General features: G+C 59.1%; 19 protein-coding genes and 2 tRNA genes. 16 read left to right on the forward strand and 5 right to left on the reverse strand.

All coding sequences use genetic code 11. The features are described 5' to 3' along the window. Window positions 1-28: 28 nt before the first annotated feature. From ACB031_RS05380 to ACB031_RS05390, 3 genes are all read left to right on the forward strand, one after another. Entirely contained in the window at window positions 29-1585 is a 1557-nt protein-coding gene (locus tag ACB031_RS05380) for an ABC transporter substrate-binding protein (protein ID WP_139431600.1), read from the forward strand. Window positions 1586-1684: 99 nt separating this feature from the next. Continuing rightward, the gene (locus ACB031_RS05385; RefSeq protein WP_017783736.1) at window positions 1685-2659 is read left to right on the forward strand and encodes an ABC transporter permease; all 975 of its coding nucleotides are present in this window, start codon (window positions 1685-1687) and stop codon (window positions 2657-2659) included. 4 nt (window positions 2660-2663) lie between these two features. Then, on the forward strand, window positions 2664-3605 hold the full coding sequence (locus ACB031_RS05390) for an ABC transporter permease (protein WP_010633105.1): 942 nt from the start codon (window positions 2664-2666) through the stop codon (window positions 3603-3605). 76 nt (window positions 3606-3681) lie between these two features. Here the strand turns inward: ACB031_RS05390 and dxs are convergent, their stop codons facing one another. Genes dxs through xseB form a run of 3 tightly spaced genes read right to left on the reverse strand, consistent with a single transcriptional unit; the run spans window position 3682 to window position 6711 of the window. Next, window positions 3682-5547, reverse strand: coding sequence for a 1-deoxy-D-xylulose-5-phosphate synthase (dxs, locus tag ACB031_RS05395; RefSeq protein ID WP_371139168.1), 1866 nt, complete (start codon window positions 5545-5547; stop codon window positions 3682-3684). Window positions 5548-5568: 21 nt separating this feature from the next. Continuing rightward, entirely contained in the window at window positions 5569-6459 is an 891-nt protein-coding gene (gene ispA / locus ACB031_RS05400; protein ID WP_126881261.1) for a (2E,6E)-farnesyl diphosphate synthase, read from the reverse strand. Continuing rightward, complete coding sequence (gene xseB / locus ACB031_RS05405) at window positions 6460-6711, reverse strand: exodeoxyribonuclease VII small subunit (protein WP_016351725.1); 252 nt, start codon at window positions 6709-6711, stop codon at window positions 6460-6462. 219 nt (window positions 6712-6930) lie between these two features. Between xseB and pomA the strand changes: the two genes are divergently transcribed. The 3 genes from pomA (at window position 6931) to greA (ending at window position 9225) form a co-directional block, all read left to right on the forward strand. Beyond that, on the forward strand, window positions 6931-7689 hold the full coding sequence (gene pomA, locus ACB031_RS05410) for a flagellar motor protein PomA (RefSeq protein ID WP_005298116.1): 759 nt from the start codon (window positions 6931-6933) through the stop codon (window positions 7687-7689). Window positions 7690-7697: 8 nt separating this feature from the next. Continuing rightward, entirely contained in the window at window positions 7698-8594 is an 897-nt protein-coding gene (locus ACB031_RS05415) for a flagellar motor protein MotB (RefSeq protein WP_005298118.1), read from the forward strand. Between the two features lie 154 nt (window positions 8595-8748). After that, a complete protein-coding gene (gene greA, locus ACB031_RS05420) occupies window positions 8749-9225 on the forward strand; it encodes a transcription elongation factor GreA (RefSeq protein ID WP_005298120.1) in 477 nt (158 codons plus the stop codon). A gap of 47 nt (window positions 9226-9272) precedes the next feature. On the opposite strand, the gene ACB031_RS05425 is transcribed toward greA, so the two are convergent. Next, window positions 9273-9866, reverse strand: coding sequence for a PilZ domain-containing protein (locus ACB031_RS05425; protein ID WP_371139169.1), 594 nt, complete (start codon window positions 9864-9866; stop codon window positions 9273-9275). 105 nt (window positions 9867-9971) lie between these two features. After that, on the reverse strand, window positions 9972-10268 hold the full coding sequence (gene yhbY / locus ACB031_RS05430; protein ID WP_371139170.1) for a ribosome assembly RNA-binding protein YhbY: 297 nt from the start codon (window positions 10266-10268) through the stop codon (window positions 9972-9974). A 97-nt stretch (window positions 10269-10365) separates the two neighbouring features. On the opposite strand from yhbY, the gene rlmE reads away from it, so the two are divergent. From rlmE to nusA, 10 genes are all read left to right on the forward strand, one after another. After that, complete coding sequence (rlmE, locus tag ACB031_RS05435) at window positions 10366-10995, forward strand: 23S rRNA (uridine(2552)-2'-O)-methyltransferase RlmE (protein WP_005298136.1); 630 nt, start codon at window positions 10366-10368, stop codon at window positions 10993-10995. A 45-nt stretch (window positions 10996-11040) separates the two neighbouring features. Further along, window positions 11041-12990 carry an ATP-dependent zinc metalloprotease FtsH gene (gene ftsH, locus ACB031_RS05440; RefSeq protein ID WP_010633110.1) on the forward strand — a complete coding sequence of 650 codons (1950 nt, stop codon included), beginning with the start codon at window positions 11041-11043 and terminating at the stop codon, window positions 12988-12990. 62 nt (window positions 12991-13052) lie between these two features. Then, window positions 13053-13898 (forward strand): dihydropteroate synthase, encoded by an 846-nt coding sequence (folP, locus tag ACB031_RS05445; protein ID WP_010633111.1) that lies wholly within the window; start codon window positions 13053-13055, stop codon window positions 13896-13898. Between the two features lie 17 nt (window positions 13899-13915). Continuing rightward, entirely contained in the window at window positions 13916-15250 is a 1335-nt protein-coding gene (gene glmM / locus ACB031_RS05450; RefSeq protein ID WP_005298142.1) for a phosphoglucosamine mutase, read from the forward strand. A gap of 131 nt (window positions 15251-15381) precedes the next feature. Continuing rightward, complete coding sequence (gene tpiA, locus ACB031_RS05455) at window positions 15382-16146, forward strand: triose-phosphate isomerase (protein WP_268009492.1); 765 nt, start codon at window positions 15382-15384, stop codon at window positions 16144-16146. Further along, a complete protein-coding gene (secG, locus tag ACB031_RS05460; protein ID WP_010633113.1) occupies window positions 16147-16473 on the forward strand; it encodes a preprotein translocase subunit SecG in 327 nt (108 codons plus the stop codon). A gap of 7 nt (window positions 16474-16480) precedes the next feature. Further along, window positions 16481-16565: transfer RNA gene (locus tag ACB031_RS05465), tRNA-Leu, on the forward strand. Between the two features lie 92 nt (window positions 16566-16657). Continuing rightward, a tRNA-Met gene (locus ACB031_RS05470) sits at window positions 16658-16734 on the forward strand. A 166-nt stretch (window positions 16735-16900) separates the two neighbouring features. Then, on the forward strand, window positions 16901-17359 hold the full coding sequence (gene rimP / locus ACB031_RS05475; RefSeq protein WP_005298148.1) for a ribosome maturation factor RimP: 459 nt from the start codon (window positions 16901-16903) through the stop codon (window positions 17357-17359). Window positions 17360-17373: 14 nt separating this feature from the next. Further along, entirely contained in the window at window positions 17374-18876 is a 1503-nt protein-coding gene (gene nusA / locus ACB031_RS05480; RefSeq protein ID WP_005298150.1) for a transcription termination factor NusA, read from the forward strand. The last annotated feature ends 17 nt before the right edge of the window (window positions 18877-18893 follow it).

The following is an 18893-nucleotide window of genomic DNA, read 5'->3' on the forward strand; positions in this document are numbered from 1 at the left end:
TAAAAAAGCCAAAAGCATGGAGAAAACAATGAAAAAAGGATTGTCCAAGATTGCACTGGCGCTGTTTGCCGCTGGTTTCGCCTTTAACGTCTCCGCTGTCGACATCAAGGTCGGTGTCGCCTCTGACGCCACCTCGCTGGACCCGCAGGAACAACTCTCCGGTCAGACCCTGGAGATGTCACACCTGGTGTTCGATCCGCTGATGCGTTACACCCAGGACCTGAAATTCGAGCCGCGCCTGGCCGAGAAGTATGAGCGCATCGACGACAAGACCGTCCGCTTCTTCCTGCGCAAGGGCGTCAAGTTCCACTCCGGCAACGACTTCACCGCCGACGACGTGGTGTGGACCGTCAACCGTCTGAAGTCCTCCGTCGACTTCAAGGCCATCTTCGACCCCATCGCCGAAGTGAAGAAGGTCGATGAGTACACAGTGGATCTCGTCACCGCCAAGCCGTTCCCGCTGGTGCTGCAGACCGTGACCTACATCTTCCCGATGGACTCCAAGTTCTATACCGGCAAGACAGAGGCGGGCAAGGACAAGGGCGAGATCGTCAAGAACGGCGACTCCTACGCCTCCACCCACGTCTCCGGTACCGGCCCGTTCAGCGTCAAGTTCCGCGAGCAGGGCGTGAAGCTGGAATACGTGCGCAACGCCAACTACTGGGACAAGGCCTCCAAGGGCAACGTTGACAACCTGACCGTGGTCCCCATCAAGGAAGACGCCACCCGCGTGGCGGCACTGCTGGGCGGCGACGTGGACATGATCTACCCGGTTGCGCCGAACGATCTGGAGCGCGTGAAGAACGGCAAGGACACCCAGCTGGTGACCCTGTCCGGTACCCGCGCCATCATCATCGAGCTGAACCAGAACACCAACCCGGCGCTGAAAGACAAGCGCGTGCGTCAGGCGATCAACTACGCCATCAACCAGGTGGGTATCGTCGAGAAGATCAACAAGGGCTTTGGCACCCCCGCCGGCCAGCTGAGCCCGAAAGGCTATGCCGGTCACAACGATGCGCTCAAGCCCCAGTATGACCTGGCCAAGGCCAAGGAGCTGATGAAGGAAGCCGGCTACGAGAAGGGCTTCAAGATGAGCTTTATCTCCCCTGCTGCCCGCTACGTCAACGACGTCAAGATTGCCCAGGCCGTCTCCGCCATGCTGGCCAAGATCAACATCAAGGTGGATCTGAAGACCATGCCGGTGGCCCAGTACTGGCCGGAGTTTGACAAGTGCGCCGCGGACATGCAGCTGATCGGCTGGCACTCCGACACCGAAGATACCGCGAACTTCTTCGAGTTCCTGACTTTCACCAAGGATGCCAAGACCGGCATGGGCCAGTACAACTGTGCCGGCTATGCCAACGCCGAGGCTGACAGGCTGGTCGAGCAGGCCAACGCCGAGACCGACCCGGCCAAGCGCGCCGAGATGCTGAAGAAGGTCGAAGCCATGCTGATCGACGACGCCGCCTACGTGCCGCTGCACTGGGAAGATCTGGCCTACGGCGCCAAGAAGAACGCCGACATCAAGCCGGTGGTCAACGTAATGAACTTCCCTTACCTGGGTGACCTGGTGGTCGGCAAGTAAGCGCAAGTCGCAAGGAAGGACGGGGCGGGGTGGTCAGCCGGCCACCCCGCCTGCTAACAGAAGCCTGTGCCATGACACAGGCCACGTAGAAGGACAAGCATGTTTACATTCCTGCTGAAACGGTTCTATCAGGCCGTGATAGTGATGTTCGTCATCAGCCTGGTCGCCTTCTCCATCCAGGACAATCTGGGGGATCCGCTGCGCGAGCTGGTGGGACAATCCGTCTCCGAAGCCCAGCGCCACGAATTGCGCGAGAAGATGGGCCTCAACGATCCTTTCCTCGTCAAATACAGCCGCTTCTTGAAGAACGCGGTACACGGGGATCTGGGCACTTCCTACTTCTTCAAGCGACCCGCTCTCGAGGTTATCCTCGACAAGCTGGTGGCTACTCTTGAGCTGGTGTTTGGCGCTGCGCTGATCATCGTGGTGGTCTCCATTCCGCTTGGGGTCTACTCGGCGATCCGCCCGCACAGCATACCGACCAAGATCATCATGGCGGGGAGCAGTATCGGCATCTCGATCCCGGTGTTCCTGACCGCCATCATGCTGATGTACCTCTTCTCCATCCAGCTGGGCTGGCTGCCGGCCTATGGCCGCGGCGAGACCTACAACCTGCTGGGCTGGGAGTCGGGCTTCTTCACCTGGGACGGCATCAAGCATTTGATCCTGCCCTGCGTGTCGCTCTCCTCCATCATGCTGCCGCTGTTCATCCGGCTGGTGCGCTCCGAGATGCTGGAGCAGCTCTCCTCCGAGTACGTCAAGTTTGCCCGCGCCAAGGGACTGGACAACAACAAGGTCTATTACCAGCACGCCCTGAAGAACACCATGCTGCCGGTTATCACCGTCGGTGGTGTGCAGATCGGTACCATGGTGGCTTACACCATACTGACCGAGAGCGTGTTCCAGTGGCCGGGGACCGGCTTTTTGTTCCTCGAGGCGATCCACCGGGTCGATACGCCCCTCATCACCGCCTACGTCATCTTCGTCGGGCTCATTTTCGTGGTGACCAATACCCTGGTCGACCTGCTCTACGGGTTGATCAACCCGACCGTCAACTTGACCGCCAAGGGGTAAGCACATGAGCAATGCAGTAACTGCAAGCCCAAGCCGTTGGGCCCGATTCAAAAATTCCGACATCGTCTACTACTTCCTGCGGGACAAGGTAGCCATGTTCAGCTTTGCGGTGTTCGTGGTGTTCGTGCTGGCCGCCATGCTGGCGCCCTGGCTCGCCCCGTACAACGTCTATGACCAGACCAGCTTCGATCTGATGGATGCCGAACTGCCACCCTCCTGGCTGGCAGGGGGCGAAGAGCGTTTCTGGCTCGGTACCGACAACCAGGGGCGCGATATCTGGAGCACCATCCTCTATGGCGCCCGCATCTCGCTCACCATAGGTCTGTTCGCGGTGGGGCTGCAGCTGGTGCTCGGCATCGTCATCGGCCTGCTGGCCGGCTACTTCGGTGGCCGCATCGACAGCCTGCTGATGCGCTTTGCCGACGTGCAGCTGTCGTTCTCCACCATGATGGTGGCGATCATCATCTCCGCCATCTTCCAGGCGACGTTTGGTTCCGAGTTCTACTCGAAGTTCGCCATCCTGATGCTGGTGGTGATCATCGGTATCGCCGAGTGGCCGCAGTACGCCCGAACCGTGCGTGCCTCTGTGCTGGCGGAGAAGAAGAAGGAGTATGTGGAAGCGGCCAAGGTGATGGGCTTTCGCGCCCCGCGCATCATGTTCCGCCACATTCTGCCCAACTGCCTGTCGCCGATCCTGGTCATCTCCACGGTGCAGGTGGCCAACGCCATCATGAGCGAGGCGGCGCTCTCCTTCCTGGGGTTGGGGATGCCGGTTGATCAGCCGTCGCTGGGCTCGCTCATCAGCGTGGGCTTCAACTACATCTTCTCCGGCTCCTGGTGGATCACCGCCTTCCCGGGCATCTGCCTGGTGGTGCTGGTGCTTGTCATCAACCTGTTGGGTGACTGGCTGCGGGATGTGTTCAATCCCAAGCTCTACAAGGGCTGATGGTCACAGATACAAAAACGAGACAGACAAACAAAAAGGGCGCCATAACGGCGCCCTTTTGCTGTGTGCTGAGGGGTCAAGCATGCAGCCACTGCTCGATGCTGCGCTGGATGCCGGCGCCATCGAGCCCCAGCAGTGCGTAGATCTCCTCCTGGGTACCCTGCTCGACGAAGCGATCCGGCAGGCCGAGGTTGAGCACCGGCTTGCATTGTTTGCTGCGCATCAGCAGCTCGTTCACCGCGGAGCCGGCGCCGCCCATGATGGCGTTGTCCTCGAGGGTGACGAACTGATCGTGAGTCGCGGCCAGGGAGAGCACCAGCGCCTCGTCCATCGGTTTGACGAAACGCATGTCCACCAGGGTGGCATCGAGCGCCTCGGCAGCCGCTTTGGCCTGTTGCAGCAGGGTGCCAAACGCCAGGATGGCGGTGCCCTTGCCCTGACGCACAATCCGCCCCTTGCCGAGCGCCAGCGCCTGCATCTCGCTCTCCACCTGGACGCCGGTGCCGCTGCCGCGGGGGTAGCGTACCGCCGCCGGCCCGTTGCACTGGTAGCCGGTGTAGAGCATCTGACGGCATTCGTTCTCGTCGGACGGGGTCATGATCACCATGTTGGGCACGGTGCGCAGGAAGCTGATGTCGAATGCCCCCTGATGAGTCGGGCCGTCGGCCCCCACCAGACCGGCCCGGTCGATGGCGAACAGCACCGGCAGCTCTTGCAGTGCCACGTCGTGGATCAGCTGGTCGTAGGCGCGCTGCAGGAAGCTCGAATAGATGGCGACCACCGGCTTCTGGTCGGCGATGGCGAGACCGGCGGCGAAGGTGACCGCGTGCTGCTCGGCGATGGCCACGTCGAAGTAGCGATCCGGATACTGCTGGCTGAACTTCACCAGGCCGGAGCCTTCGCGCATGGCCGGGGTGATGCCGACCAGCCGCTCATCCTTGGCCGCCATGTCGCACAGCCACTGGCCGAAGATGGCGGAGAAGCTTGGCTTGCCGCCGCTCGACTTGGGCAGGGTGCACTCGTCAGGATTGAACTTGGGCACGCCGTGATAACCGATGGGATCCTTCTCGGCGGGCTCGTAGCCCTTGCCCTTCTTGGTCTTGACGTGCAGCAGCTGCGGCCCCTTGAGATTGCGCATGTTGCGCAGGGTCTCGACCAGGGCGTTGATGTCGTGGCCGTCGATGGGGCCTATGTAGTTGAAGCCGAACTCCTCGAACAGGGTGCCTGGCACCACCATTCCCTTGAGGTGCTCCTCTGCCCGCTTGGCCAGCTCCTTGACCGGCGGCAGACCGGCCAGCACCTTCTTGCCACCCTCGCGGATGGTGGTGTAAAGCTTGCCGGACATGATGCGGGCCAGGTGGTTGTTCAGTGCCCCGACATTTTCGGAGATGGACATCTCGTTGTCGTTGAGCACCACCAGCATGTCCTTGTGGACATCGCCGGCGTGATTGAGTGCCTCGAACGCCATGCCGGCGGTGATGGCGCCGTCACCTATCACCGCCACCACTTTGCGGCCAAGCCCTTCGCTCTCGGCCGCCACGGCCATGCCGAGTGCCGCCCCGATGGAGGTGCTGGAGTGACCGACCGAGAGCACGTCATACTCGCTCTCGCCGCGCCAGGGGAAGGGGTGCAGACCGTCTTTCTGGCGGATGCTCTGCATCCGATCGCGCCGACCGGTCAGGATCTTGTGGGGATAAGCCTGGTGGCCCACGTCCCACACCAGTCGATCGAACGGGGTGTTGTAGACGTAGTGCAACGCCACCGTCAGTTCGACGGTGCCGAGCCCGGAGGCAAGATGACCACTGGAGCGACTCACCGAACGCAGCAGATATTCACGCAGTTCGTTGCACAGCACAGGCAGTCGCTCGAAGGGCAGGGATCGCAACTCGACCGGCGTATCCGCGAGGGCCAGGTTGGGGAAATTGCTTATATCAACGCTCATATTGTTACTGTTATCCAGCGTTTAGTGGGTTCGCTCGATGATGTAATCGGCAAACGCTTCCAGAATGTCGGTATTGTAGGGCAAAGATTGCAAGGCTGTTAAGGCTTTACCATGCAGTTCGCGAGCCAGCTCACGGGCATTGTCGAGCCCCAGCAGCGCCGGATAGGTACTCTTTTCCAGCGCCAGATCGGAACCCTGTCGCTTGCCGAGGGTGGCGGTGTCACCCGTGATGTCGAGGATGTCATCCTGCACCTGGAAGGCGAGACCGATGGCGGCGGCATAGCTTTGCAGCGCGCTCAGGGTGGTTTCATCCACGTCGGCCTTGCACAGGGCGCCGAGCGCCACGGCGCACTCGATGAGGGCTCCGGTCTTGTGGCGGTGTACCTGCTCCAGCTCGGCCAGGGTGATCTGACGCCCCTCCGCCTGCAGGTCCAGCGCCTGGCCACCGCACATGCCGAGATAGCCGGAGGCGCGGGCCAGCCGGCTCAGCATTCGCACCCGGTTGCCCAGCAGCGAATCCGGCATCGGGTGATCAGCCAGAATGGAGAAGGCCAGGGTCTGCAGGGCGTCACCGGCCAAAATGGCGGTGCCTTCATCAAACGCCTTGTGCACCGTTGGCTGACCGCGACGCAGATCGTCGTCATCCATGGCGGGCAGATCGTCGTGCAGCAGGGAGTAGGCGTGGATGCACTCCACCGCGGCAGCGGGGCCGTCCAGCAGCTCGCGCTTTACGCCCAGCATCTCGCCGACGGCGTAGACCAGAAAGGGGCGCACCCGTTTGCCGCCCAGCAGCAGGCCATAGCGCATGGCATCGCGCAGGCGGGGGGCCATGGGTGGCAAGGATTCAAGTTGTGCAGAGAGACAGTCGTCAATACGTTGCCGGTGCAGGCGGGAAAAATCGTCCAGCGTCACTCACTCCTCTCCTTGCTCTGGCTGGAAGGGAACTGCCTGCTCGCTGCCATCGGCCTGAGTCAGCAGGATCTGGATCTTCTGCTCGGCCTGCTCCAGCTTCTGCTGGCCGGCACGTACCAGGTGAATGCCCTGTTCGAACTGCTTGAGGGCCTCTTCCAGCGGCAGGGAGCCCTGTTCCAGTTGATGAACTATGGTTTCCAGCTCTTCCAGAGTGGCATCAAAACTCAGGCGGTCGATTTTTTTACTGGCCATGTCCATCCTCGGGGATTGAAAAAAACGGCTTATCTTAACATCGACGGCGGGCAGGGGGGAGGCAGAAAAATGCCATCGGCTTAAACTCTCGGAAAAGTGGCCGATAATAAGCCATCTTCCAAAGGGGAAAATGGTAGCGGCCCTTGCCGCTGGTGAGCCAATAGCAGAAAATTCAACAAACTACAGATACAACAAATTTCAGCTGACAGGAGTAGGGATGTGGATCTAGGTAGTCTGATTGGCATAGTGCTGGGATTTGGGGTGGTCATCTATGGCATGCTGCTGGGTGGCCCTGTGGGGATGTACATTGACGTTCCTTCAATCTGCATCACGGTGTTAGGCTCCATCTTTATCGCCATGATGAAGTTCAACATCGGCCAGTTCCTGATGGCGTTCAAGGTGGCCGGCAAGGCATTCATGTACAAGGGAGACAAGCTCGACGATCTGATCGTCAAGGCGGTCGAGCTGGCCGATGCGGCCCGCAAGGGCGGTTTTCTGGCGCTGGAAGCGGCCGAGGTGCCCAACCCCTTCATGAAAAAGGGCATCGACATGCTGGTGGACGGTCACGATGCCGACGTCATCCGTGCCGTGATGGAAAAAGACATAGAGCTCACCGCCGAGCGCCATGTCATCGCCATCAAGGTGTTTCGCTCGCTGGGGGATCTGGGGCCGGCCATGGGGATGATCGGTACCCTGGTCGGGCTGGTGGCCATGCTGGCCAACATGAGCGATCCCAAATCCATCGGCCCGGCCATGGCGGTAGCCTTGCTCACCACTCTGTACGGCGCTATCGAGGCTAACATGCTTGCCATCCCGATTGCCGACAAGCTGGAGCTGCGCAGCGGTGAGGAGAAGCTGAGTCGCTGCCTGGTGCTGGACGCCATCATGGGTATTCAAGATGGCCAGAACCCGCGGGTGATCCAGTCCATGTTGCAGAACTACCTCAACCAGTCGAAACGCAACAATGGCGATGAATAGGGGGCTGTATGTCTGATTGCAAATGTCCGCCCCCCGGGCTGCCCGGTTACATGGGCACTTTCGCCGATCTGATGTCGCTCTTGATGTGCTTCTTCGTGCTGCTGCTCTCGTTTGCCGAGATGGATGTGCAGAAGTTCAAGCAGATTGCCGGCTCCATGGAGAAGGCGTTCGGGGTGCAGAACATTCTCGAGGTGAAGGACATCCCCAAGGGAACCTCCGTCATTGCCCAGGAGTTCAGACCGGGTCGCCCGGAACCAACGCCCATCGATACCATCATGCAGCAGACCATCGACATGACCCAGACCGAGCTGGAGTTCCAGCCCGGTGATGCCGACAAGGCTGGTGGTCATGACAAGAGCGAAGACAAGCTGGTGGGGGGCGACACCCAGCAGGAGGCGCAGAAACAGCAGCAGGAGCAGTCCAATGCGCTGGCCAAGGCGCTGGCGGATCAGATGAAGGCGCAGATCCAGGATGGGGCGATCGAGATTGAGGCGCTGGGCCAGCAGATCATCATCCGGATCCGCGAGAAAGCCGCCTTCCCGGCGGGCTCCGCCTTCCTGCAGCCCCAGTTCTGGCCTGTGGTGCGCAAAGTTGCCGCCTTGCTCAAGGATGTACCGGGCGAGATCACCATCTCCGGTCATACCGACAACGTGGCCACTGAGGATGAGCTGTTCCAGTCCAACTGGGAACTCTCCTCCCAGCGGGCGGTGGCGGTGGCTCATCAGATGATCAAGGTGCCCGGTTTTGATGGCAGCCGGCTGGTGGTGCAGGGCATGGCGGATACTCAGCCGCTGGTGCCCAACACGACACCGGAGAACCGGCGCATGAACCGACGGGTGGAGATCTCCATCATGCAGGGCAAACCGACGGTATCTGCGCCGATCAGCGCCCAGGAGCAGAAATAGTCACAGACAATTGTGATGCCAAAGCGCGATCTGCCTCGCAGGGACCGACATGGATTTTGTGCCGGCTTCATATTAAGATGCCTCATCCGAACCGACAGCTGCGGCTCTCTCTGATAGCCGCAGCTTCTCTTTTCAAGCAACCCAGGTTTCGACTATGAATCATACTCCGATGACTGTTCGCGGCGCTGAAAAGCTGCGTGAAGAGCTCGAATATCTCAAGACCGAGCTTCGTCCGCAGATTATCGAAGCGATTGCAGATGCCCGTGAACATGGTGATCTGAAAGAAAACGCCGAATATCATGCTGCCCGCGAGCAGCAAGGCTTCTGTGAAGGCCGTATCCAGGAAATTGAGAGCAAGCTCTCCAACGCTCAGGTGATCGACGTCACCAAGATGACCAACAATGGTCGCATCATCTTCGGGGCGACCGTGACGCTGCTCAAGAGCGAGACGGAAGAAGAGGTGGTCTACCGCATCGTGGGTGACGACGAGGCGGACATCAAGCAGAACATGATCTCCGTGAATTCGCCCATTGCCCGCGCCCTGATCGGCAAGGAAGTGGACGATGTCGCCATCGTCAAGACGCCGTCCGGCGACGTGGAGTACGAGATCCTGGAAGTCGCCTACCTCTGAGGTAGCGACCAGCCAGCAACAGGGGAGCCCGGCTCCCCTGTTTGTATTCAGCGGGGCTGATAAGCCTGGGTGAAGGCGTCCTGATGGCGCTGAAACATCCATCCGCGCAGTTGTTCAAGATCCTCTCTGGCCATCTGGAAGTGCAGTGCCCAGCCCTGTATGCCGTTGCGACGGTGGATCCGCCTGACCGGCTCTGCGCTGAGGGGCAGAGGAGGGAGACCTTCGATCAGCAGGGTGCCTGCCAGCGTGGTATCCATGGCCAGCTCGGCCGGCAAGCCTTCCACCACCAGCCCGTCCAGCGACAGGCTGTGCACCAGGTAGTCCTCTTCTCCCATCTGGAAGCGGGCCTGTTCATCCAGCCGCCAGGTGCGCGGATGGGGGTAACCCAGCTCCTTGATGACGGGGGCTGCGATGCGTGGTTCGACGAAGCCGTCATCGCCCTGAGTGAAACGCAGCGGGAAGCGGAGCTGGTGTCCGGCGAAGCGGGCTTCCAGCACCAGCTGGTCGGCGCGTTGCAACAGGCCAAGCAGGGGAGTGGCGAGATAACCGCTCAGGGGGTGTCCGGCGGCCGTCTCCTGATCGTTTCCCAAGTCCCGTAGCATGGCCAGTTCATCTTCGGTGAGAATCTGATGGTGATCCATAGCGGGTTTCCACGAGTATTCATCGCAGGTTAAGGGCCTGGCGACTACTTTGGCAAGCGACTTGGGAAGAGAGAAAATGAGAGGAAAGAGCGATGCTCTTTCCTGTTACTTGCGGGGCAGTTGGATTTTCGGCTCGTTGGCCTGACGGTAGATGGTCAGCACGTGGCCGATGCTCTGTACTTTCACCGCGCCGGTTTCACGGACGATGGCATCCATAACCAGCTGTTTCATCTCACGATCTTCAGACGAAACCTTAACCTTGATCAGCTCGTGGTGGTTGAGCGCCAGATCGACCTCGGCCAGCACACCTTCGGTCAGACCGTGTTGTCCCAGCAGGACGACCGGCTTCAGACTGTGGGCAAGGCCCTTGAGGTACTGTTTCTGTTTATTGTTGAGAATCATGGCAATTTCTTCATAAGTCAGGGTTGAAAGGGGCGTATTCTACCCCCACTTAGCCCTTAATACTAATAACCCTTGTGGTTTTTTAAAGTCGACAATCATGACCCAGAAAAAACATTCCCCCAGTTCAACCCGCTGGTTAAAAGAGCATTTTGACGATCAATACGTCAAGAAAGCCCAGAAGTTGGGGCTGCGTTCCCGTGCCGTGTTCAAGATCGACGAAATCCAGGGCAAGGACAAACTGCTCAAGCCCGGCATGACGGTGGTGGACCTGGGGGCGGCCCCCGGTGGATGGTCCCAGTTTGCCATCGATCAGGTCGGTGACAAGGGCCGGGTGATCGCCTGCGATATTCTGCCGATGGATTCCATCGCCGGTGTCGATTTCCTGCAGGGAGACTTTCGGGAGGAAACTGTACTGGGAGCTCTGCTTGAGCGGGTCGGTCCGGACAAGGTTGACGTTGTCATGTCCGACATGGCACCCAACATGAGCGGCACCCAGCAGGTGGATCAGGCCCGTTCCATGTATCTGGTCGAACTGGCGCTGGACATGTGCAATCAGGTCCTGCGTTCCAACGGCAGTTTCGTGGTCAAGGTATTCCAGGGGGAGGGGTTTGACATCTATCTCAATGAAATCCGTAAGCTTTTCTCTGCTGTCAAGATTCGTAAACCAGACTCGTCTCGTGCCCGTTCACGAGAAGTCTACATTGTGGCTACCGGTTTTAAACTGTAGTACCCTAACCTTCATCGTTAACTGTCAGTCTGCGAGGTTACTGATTTGAGTGACATGGCGAAAAACCTAATCCTGTGGCTGGTCATCGCCGTCGTGTTGATGTCGGTGTTCAATAGCTTCAGCCCCAGCGATACCACCAGTCGCCAGCTGGACTATTCCAGCTTCGTTAAAGAAGTGACCCAAGAGCAGATCCGTGAAGTACGGATGGATGGTAAGGTCATTAATGGCGTCAAGCGCACCGGTGAACGCTTCACCACCATCATTCCGGCGCCGGATCCCCAGCTGCTCAACGACATGCTCAATCACAATGTCAAAGTGATGGGCGAGAAGCCGGAAGAGCCGTCTCTGATCACCTCCATCTTTATCTCCTGGTTCCCGATGCTGTTGCTGATCGGTGTCTGGGTCTTCTTCATGCGTCAGATGCAGGGCGGCGGTGGCAAAGGTGCCATGTCGTTTGGCAAGAGCAAGGCTCGCCTGATGAGTGAGGATCAGATCAAGACCACTTTCGCTGACGTAGCCGGTTGCGATGAGGCCAAGGAAGAGGTCAAGGAGCTGGTCGACTATCTGCGCGACCCGAGTAAATTCCAGAAACTGGGCGGCAAGATCCCGACCGGCGTACTGCTGGTAGGTCCTCCCGGTACCGGTAAGACCCTGCTGGCCAAGGCCATTGCGGGTGAGGCCAAGGTGCCTTTCTTCACCATTTCGGGTTCCGATTTCGTCGAGATGTTCGTGGGTGTGGGTGCTTCCCGGGTACGCGACATGTTCGAGCAGGCCAAGAAATCCTCCCCCTGCATCATCTTCATCGATGAGATTGACGCCGTCGGTCGCCAGCGTGGCGCCGGTCTGGGCGGTGGTCACGATGAACGCGAGCAGACTTTGAACCAGATGCTGGTCGAGATGGACGGCTTTGAGGGCAATGAAGGCATCATCGTCATCGCCGCTACCAACCGTCCTGACGTATTGGATCCTGCCTTGCTGCGTCCGGGCCGTTTCGACCGTCAGGTCGTGGTCGGTCTGCCGGATGTGCGTGGCCGCGAGCAGATCCTCAAGGTGCATATGCGCAAGGTGCCGTTGGCGGATGACGTCAACCCGGCGCTGATTGCCCGCGGTACTCCTGGTTTCTCCGGTGCCGATCTGGCCAACCTGGTCAACGAAGCCGCTCTGTTCTCCGCACGTGAAAGCCGCCGCGTGGTGTCCATGGCCGAGTTCGAGAAGGCGAAGGACAAGATCATGATGGGCGCAGAACGTCGCTCCATGGTGATGAAAGAGTCCGAGAAGGAGATGACTGCTTATCATGAAGCGGGTCACGCCATCATTGGTCGTGTGGTACCGGATCATGACCCTGTCTACAAGGTCTCCATCATTCCGCGCGGCCGTGCGCTGGGTGTGACCATGTACCTGCCGGAACAGGATCGCTGGAGCCACTCCAAGCAACATCTGGAGTCCATGATCTCCAGCCTGTACGGTGGCCGTCTGGCGGAAGAGCTGATCTACGGTGCCGAGAAGGTATCGACCGGTGCATCCAATGACATCGAGCGTGCCACCGACATCGCCCGCAAGATGGTGACCCAGTGGGGCATGTCCGAACGTCTCGGCCCCATGCTCTACGCGGAAGAAGATGGCGAGGTGTTCCTCGGCCGCAGCATGGCCAAGGCCAAGCACATGTCCGATGACACTGCCCGCATTATCGATGCCGAGGTCAAGCAGGTGATCGACCGCAACTACGACCGTGCCAAGCAGATCCTGCTGGATAACATGGACGTGCTGCACAGCATGAAAGATGCGCTGATGAAGTACGAAACCATCGATGCCAAGCAGATCGATGATCTGATGGCTCGTCGCGAAGTGCGTGCTCCCAGCAACTGGCATGACGAGCACGGCGATACCCCGCAGGGTGGTGCGACTGTGGCACCCGAGTCCAAGCCGACCGTGACCGAGGCGGAACAGGTTGCCGATGTCGATATCGACAAGGCCAACGACCTGCCTGCCAAATAAGTCGTGATGATACAAACCCCGGGCTGGCCCCGGGGTTTTTCTTTATGTCCATGGAAGTGAAGATGCAGCTAATCAGCAAGGGGCTCAGCCTCTCCCTCGAACGTCCCCACGTCATGGGGATCCTCAACGTGACGCCGGACTCCTTCTCCGACGGCGGCCATTTCAACCAGCTGGAGCGTGCGATGACCCATGCGCGCCAGATGGTGGCGGAAGGGGCAACCCTCATCGACATCGGTGGCGAGTCGACCCGTCCCGGCGCGCCCGACGTGAGCGAGCAGGAAGAGCTGGACAGGATCCTTCCCGTGGTGGAGCACATGGTGCGTGAGCTCGACGTGATGATCTCCCTCGACACATCCAAGGCGGCGGTCATGCGGGAGGGCTGCGCGGCGGGGGCCCATCTTATCAACGATGTACGAGCCCTGCTCGAACCTGGGGCACTGGCTGCGGCCGCCGCTGCCGACGTCCCCGTGTGTTTGATGCACATGCAGGGGCAACCGAGAACCATGCAGGCCGAGCCCCATTACGATGATCTGTTGGGGGAGGTGAGAGCCTTCTTTGACGAGCGGATCGCCGCCTGCTTGACGGCCGGCATCGCTCGTGAACAGCTGCTGCTGGACCCTGGCTACGGTTTTGGCAAGACCCTTGCGCACAACTATCAGCTGCTGGCACAGCAGGAGTCATTGCTCGATTACCAGCTTCCGCTCTTGGTCGGGATGTCGCGAAAGTCTATGATAGGCAACCTGCTCGGTCGCCCGGTTGATGAACGGCTGGCCGGCAGCCTGGCCTGTGCCCTTATCGGGATGCAGCGTGGTGCCCGGATCATCCGGGTGCACGACGTGCGAGCGACCATGGATGCTCTGCGCACCGGCTGGATGGTCATGACGGGACAAGATTTCATATCCAAATAAAAAAACGAGAACAGACAATGGCAAGAAAGTATTTTGGCACCGACGGTGTACGCGGCAAGGTGGGTGAATACCCGATCACTCCGGATTTCGTAATGAAACTGGGCTGGGCCGCGGGCAAGGTGCTCTCCAAGAAGGGTACCCGCAAGGTGCTGATCGGCAAGGATACCCGCATTTCTGGCTACATGCTGGAGTCGGCGCTGGAAGCGGGTCTTTCCGCCGCCGGTCTCAAGGCCATCCTGATGGGCCCCATGCCCACCCCGGCCGTTGCCTACCTGACCCGCACCTTCCGTGCCGAGGCAGGCATCGTCATCAGTGCTTCCCATAACCCCTATTACGACAACGGCATCAAGTTTTTCTCCGCCGATGGCACCAAGCTGCCTGACGAGGTCGAGCTGGCCATCGAAGCCGAGCTGGATCACGAACTGAAGTGCGTGGAGTCCGCCGAGCTTGGCAAGGCGCTGCGTATCGACGATGCCGCCGGTCGTTACATCGAATTCTGCAAGAGCACCTTCCCCTCCAATCTGAGTCTGGAAGGGCTGAAAATGGTGGTGGATTGCGGCCATGGTGCCACCTATCACATCGCGCCTTCCGTTTTCCGCGAGCTGGGAGCCGAGGTGATCGCCATCGGCTGCAGCCCGGATGGTCTCAACATCAATGACGGCGTCGGCTCGACCGCCCCGGAGGCACTGGCCGCCAAGGTGCTGGAGTGCAAGGCTGATCTCGGTGTCGCCTTCGACGGCGATGGCGATCGCTTGGTGATGGTGGATCACACCGGCTACATCATCGACGGTGACGAGATCCTCTACATCATCGCCCGCGATGCCCTGCGTAACGGTCGCCTCAAGGGCGGTGTTGTCGGCACCCTGATGGCCAACATGGGGCTGGAGCTGGCATTGCAGACCCTGGGCATTCCGTTCGCCCGCGCCAAGGTGGGTGACCGCTATGTGCTGGAGATGATGAACGAGAAGGGCTGGCGCATCGGTGGCGAGAACTCCGGTCACATCATCTGCCTGGATCAGACCACCACCGGGGATGGCATCGTCGCCGCCCTGCAGGTGCTGACCGCCATCTGTACCGCGGAGATGCCGCTGGCCAAGCTGCGCTCCGGCATGAACAAGTTCCCGCAGGTGCTGGTCAACGTGCGCTTTGCCGAAGGCAAGGATCCGCTGGCGGCTGACGCCGTACAGCAGGAAGTGGCCAGGGTGGAACAGGAGCTGGCCGGTCGTGGCCGTGTGCTGCTGCGCAAGTCCGGCACTGAACCCCTGATCCGCGTGATGGTGGAGGGGGAGCACGAGCAACAGGTGCGCGATATGGCACAACGCATTGCACAACAGGTTGAATCGGCGTTTTAATGAACAAATGGGGCGGCTTTTTAGCCGCCCTGGTTGTATCTTGTTCAAACGATTCAAAAATTTAAAAATAGCGCTTGTCAGCTGACAATCCTCTGGATATTATCAGCCCCGCTTTCGCAAGGGAGTTGCCGATGGGACATCGCAAGCCGTTTGTAGCAGCCAACTGGAAGTTACACGGTAGTAGGTCGCAGTTAGAGCAGTTTGCCGGTCAATGCCTGAAAGGCATTGGTGAGCAGGTAGACGTGGTCTTGTGTCCATCCCATGTGCATCTCGACTTCACGGCCGCTCTGCTCGGGGAGCAGAGGGCGATGAAGTTGGGGGCTCAGAATGTGAGTCAGCACAGACAGGGCGCTTACACGGGTGAAGTCTCGTGTCAGATGCTGGTCGAGGCAGGGTGTCGATACGTATTGGTAGGGCACTCCGAGCGCAGGCGTCTCTTTGGTGAGACCAGTTTTATCGTCGCAGAGAAGTTTGCGGCGGCCAGGTCGGCAGGGCTTGTTCCAATCCTCTGTTTGGGCGAGTCGGGTGCGGCAAGGCAGGCGAGAAGAACCTTCGAGGTGATTGCCGAAGAGCTGGATATCGTCATAGAGAAAAATGGCGCGATGGCTTTCGATAATGCTATCATCGCCTACGAGCCGATTTGGGCTGTAGGTACAGGTAAATGCGCCACACCCGAGCAGGCACAAGAGGTTCATTCCTTTATACGTGGTCGCTTGGCGGAGGATACTCCGGTCATAGGTGAGAAAGTCAGAATCATCTATGGTGGGAGCGTGACACCGGCCAATGCGAGAGAGTTGTTTGCCCAGCCCGACGTTGACGGCGGCCTGATTGGTGGAGCAAGTCTCGATGACCAGACGTTTTTGGGAATTGTTGAAGCGGCAAAGGGTGCAAGTTAAATGTACGAGATTCTTTTGGTCGTTTATCTGCTGGTATCACTGGCTCTGATTGGTCTGGTGATGATTCAGCAAGGTAAAGGGGCTGACATGGGCGCCTCCTTCGGCGCAGGGGCATCGAATACCGTATTCGGCTCCGGTGGTTCAGGCAGTTTCCTGACCCGCACAACAGCGATTTTGGCTACTCTGTTCTTTTTGATTAGCCTGGTGCTTGGCTCTATGTCCAGCAACAAGGTCAAACAGGGTAGTGAATGGGAAAATCTGCAACAGACCCAACAGGTTGAGCAGAGCAAAGCGCCAGTAAAGAAAGACACTGACGTTCCCGAGTAAGAGTTTTGCCGTGGTGGTGGAATTGGTAGACACGCTATCTTGAGGGGGTAGTGCTCTAGGGTGTGCGGGTTCGAGTCCCGCCCACGGCACCAATTAAGCAGTAAGCCTGGGTGACCAGGTGTGTTATAGCCAGTCAGTCTTGTGTGATGAGAGTGAAGTGGCTATAATCTCGCACGATTTCGGACGCGGGGTGGAGCAGCATGGTAGCTCGTCGGGCTCATAACCCGAAGGTCGTCGGTTCAAATCCGGCCCCCGCAACCAAATTTCACGCATTTCCTACGCTCAGGAAGGCGGTCGCTGCGAGGCGACAATCAGGGTAAAGCGCCAAGCCCCGATTTGACATCGGGGCTTTTTGTTATGTGCAATTTACTCTGAATCTATTTCTATCTGGGCTTTATGCCCTTTTTTTGTTTTTCGGAGGGTGACTTTGGCTACGTTGGAACAACGTTTGACCGATCTGCTCGAGGCTCCTGTCGTTGCCTTGGGTTTTGAACTGTGGGGTATCGAGTTTATCCGTGCGGGTAAACACTCCACCTTGCGCGTCTACATCGACGGCGAGCATGGCGTGAGCGTCGAGAACTGTGCAGAAGTCAGCCATCAGGTTGGCGCCATCATGGACGTCGAGGATCCCATCACCGAGGAGTATTACCTCGAGGTGTCCTCCCCGGGTCTGGATCGCCCCCTGTTCAAGGTTGCCCAGTTCGAAAAATACGTTGGCCAAGAGGCGGCGGTTTCGCTTCGGATGGCAACAAACAACCGCCGCAAGTTCAAAGGCGTAATCAAAGCCGTGCAGGGCGACATGATCACTCTGACGGTAGATGGTAAGGACGAAGTGTTGGCTTTCACCAATATCCAAAAAGCGAACATAGTGCCGAACTTTGGTTAACGAGGCTATCGGATATGAATAAAGAGATTTTGCTGGTCGTTGACGCAGTGTCCAACGAGAAGGCGGTTCCCCGCGAGAAGATTTTCCAGGCTCTGGAAACCGCACTGGCGACGGCGACCAAGAAAAAATATGAAGGCGAGATCGAAGTTCGGGTAGAGATCGATCGCAAGACCGGCGACTACGACACCTATCGCCGCTGGGTCGTCATCGCGGATCAGGCCGCCATGGAGAACCCCTACGCCGAGATCACCCTGGAAGCGGCGCAGATCGAGCAGCCGGACATCCAGATCGGTGAATATGTTGAAGATCAGATCGACTCCGTCACCTTCGACCGCATCACCACCCAGACCGCCAAGCAGGTCATCGTGCAGAAAGTGCGCGAAGCCGAGCGTTCACAAGTCGTTGACCAGTTCAAGGACAAAGAAGGCACCATCATCAGTGGCGTGGTCAAGAAGAGCAACCGCGACAACGTGATCCTGGATCTGGGCAGCAACGCCGAGGCCGTGATCTTCCGTGACGACATGCTGCCGCGCGAGACCTTCCGTCCGGGCGACCGCATCCGTGGTCTGCTTTACGCTGTGCGTCCGGAAGCCCGTGGTTCCCAGCTGTTCGTCAGCCGCTCCAGCCCGGACTTCCTGAAAGAGCTGTTCCGCATCGAAGTGCCGGAAATCGGCGAAGAGATGATCGAAATCATGGGCGCCGCCCGTGATCCGGGTTCCCGCGCCAAGATCGCGGTGAAGACCAACGATCGCCGCATCGACCCGATCGGTGCCTGTATCGGCATGCGCGGTGCCCGCGTTCAGGCGGTCTCCGCCGAGCTGAGCGGCGAGCGCGCCGACATCGTGCTGTACGATGACAACCCGGCCCAGTACGTGATCAACGCCATGGCGCCGGCCGATGTGGCCTCCATCATCGTCGATGAAGACAACCACACCATGGACATCGCCGTGGAAGCCGCCAACCTGGCTCAGGCCATCGGCCGCAACGGTCAGAACGTGCGTCTGGCCTCCCAGCTGACCGGTTGGGAACTGAACGTGATGACCGTTGAGGACATGCGTGCCAAGCACCAGGCCGAAAACGACCGCATCATGAACCTGTTCACCAGCACTCTCGACATCGATGACGATTTCGCCGGCCTGCTGATGGAAGAGGGCTTCTCCACCCTGGAAGAGATCGCCTTCGTACCGGTCAACGAGCTGCTGGCCATCGACGGTCTGGATGAAGACATGGTCGAAGAGCTTCGCAAGCGTGCCAAAGACGCCCTGACCACCAAGGCGCTGGCCAAAGAAGAATCCTTTGAAGGTGTTGAACCTTCCGAAGAACTGCTCAATCTGAACGGCCTCGGTCGTGAAATGGCGTACGCCCTGGCCGCTCGCGGCATCGGTACCCTGGAAGATTTGGCAGAGCAAGGCATCGATGACCTTGCTGATATCGAAGGGCTGACCGCCGAGAAGGCCGGTGAGCTGATTATGGCTGCTCGCAATATCTGTTGGTTCGGAGAAGAGCAGTCTAGTTAAGATCAAACGGAGGAAAA

Origin of the sequence: Aeromonas sp. S8(2024) (assembly GCF_041403085.1) — a bacterium.
GTDB classification, from domain to species: domain Bacteria; phylum Pseudomonadota; class Gammaproteobacteria; order Enterobacterales; family Aeromonadaceae; genus Aeromonas; species Aeromonas dhakensis.

Coding starts and splice junctions, on each gene's coding strand:
- greA (WP_005298120.1), top strand. CDS start 8,749: ATGAATCATACTCCGATGACTGTTCGCGGCGCTGAAAAGCTGCGTGAA.
- dxs (WP_371139168.1), bottom strand. CDS start 5,547: ATGAGCGTTGATATAAGCAATTTCCCCAACCTGGCCCTCGCGGATACG.
- tpiA (WP_268009492.1), top strand. CDS start 15,382: ATGGGACATCGCAAGCCGTTTGTAGCAGCCAACTGGAAGTTACACGGT.
- yhbY (WP_371139170.1), bottom strand. CDS start 10,268: ATGATTCTCAACAATAAACAGAAACAGTACCTCAAGGGCCTTGCCCAC.
- ACB031_RS05425 (WP_371139169.1), bottom strand. CDS start 9,866: ATGGATCACCATCAGATTCTCACCGAAGATGAACTGGCCATGCTACGG.
- nusA (WP_005298150.1), top strand. CDS start 17,374: ATGAATAAAGAGATTTTGCTGGTCGTTGACGCAGTGTCCAACGAGAAG.
- rlmE (WP_005298136.1), top strand. CDS start 10,366: ATGACCCAGAAAAAACATTCCCCCAGTTCAACCCGCTGGTTAAAAGAG.
- ACB031_RS05415 (WP_005298118.1), top strand. CDS start 7,698: ATGTCTGATTGCAAATGTCCGCCCCCCGGGCTGCCCGGTTACATGGGC.
- secG (WP_010633113.1), top strand. CDS start 16,147: ATGTACGAGATTCTTTTGGTCGTTTATCTGCTGGTATCACTGGCTCTG.
- glmM (WP_005298142.1), top strand. CDS start 13,916: ATGGCAAGAAAGTATTTTGGCACCGACGGTGTACGCGGCAAGGTGGGT.
- ACB031_RS05390 (WP_010633105.1), top strand. CDS start 2,664: ATGAGCAATGCAGTAACTGCAAGCCCAAGCCGTTGGGCCCGATTCAAA.
- xseB (WP_016351725.1), bottom strand. CDS start 6,711: ATGGCCAGTAAAAAAATCGACCGCCTGAGTTTTGATGCCACTCTGGAA.
- ACB031_RS05380 (WP_139431600.1), top strand. CDS start 29: ATGAAAAAAGGATTGTCCAAGATTGCACTGGCGCTGTTTGCCGCTGGT.
- ACB031_RS05385 (WP_017783736.1), top strand. CDS start 1,685: ATGTTTACATTCCTGCTGAAACGGTTCTATCAGGCCGTGATAGTGATG.
- folP (WP_010633111.1), top strand. CDS start 13,053: ATGCAGCTAATCAGCAAGGGGCTCAGCCTCTCCCTCGAACGTCCCCAC.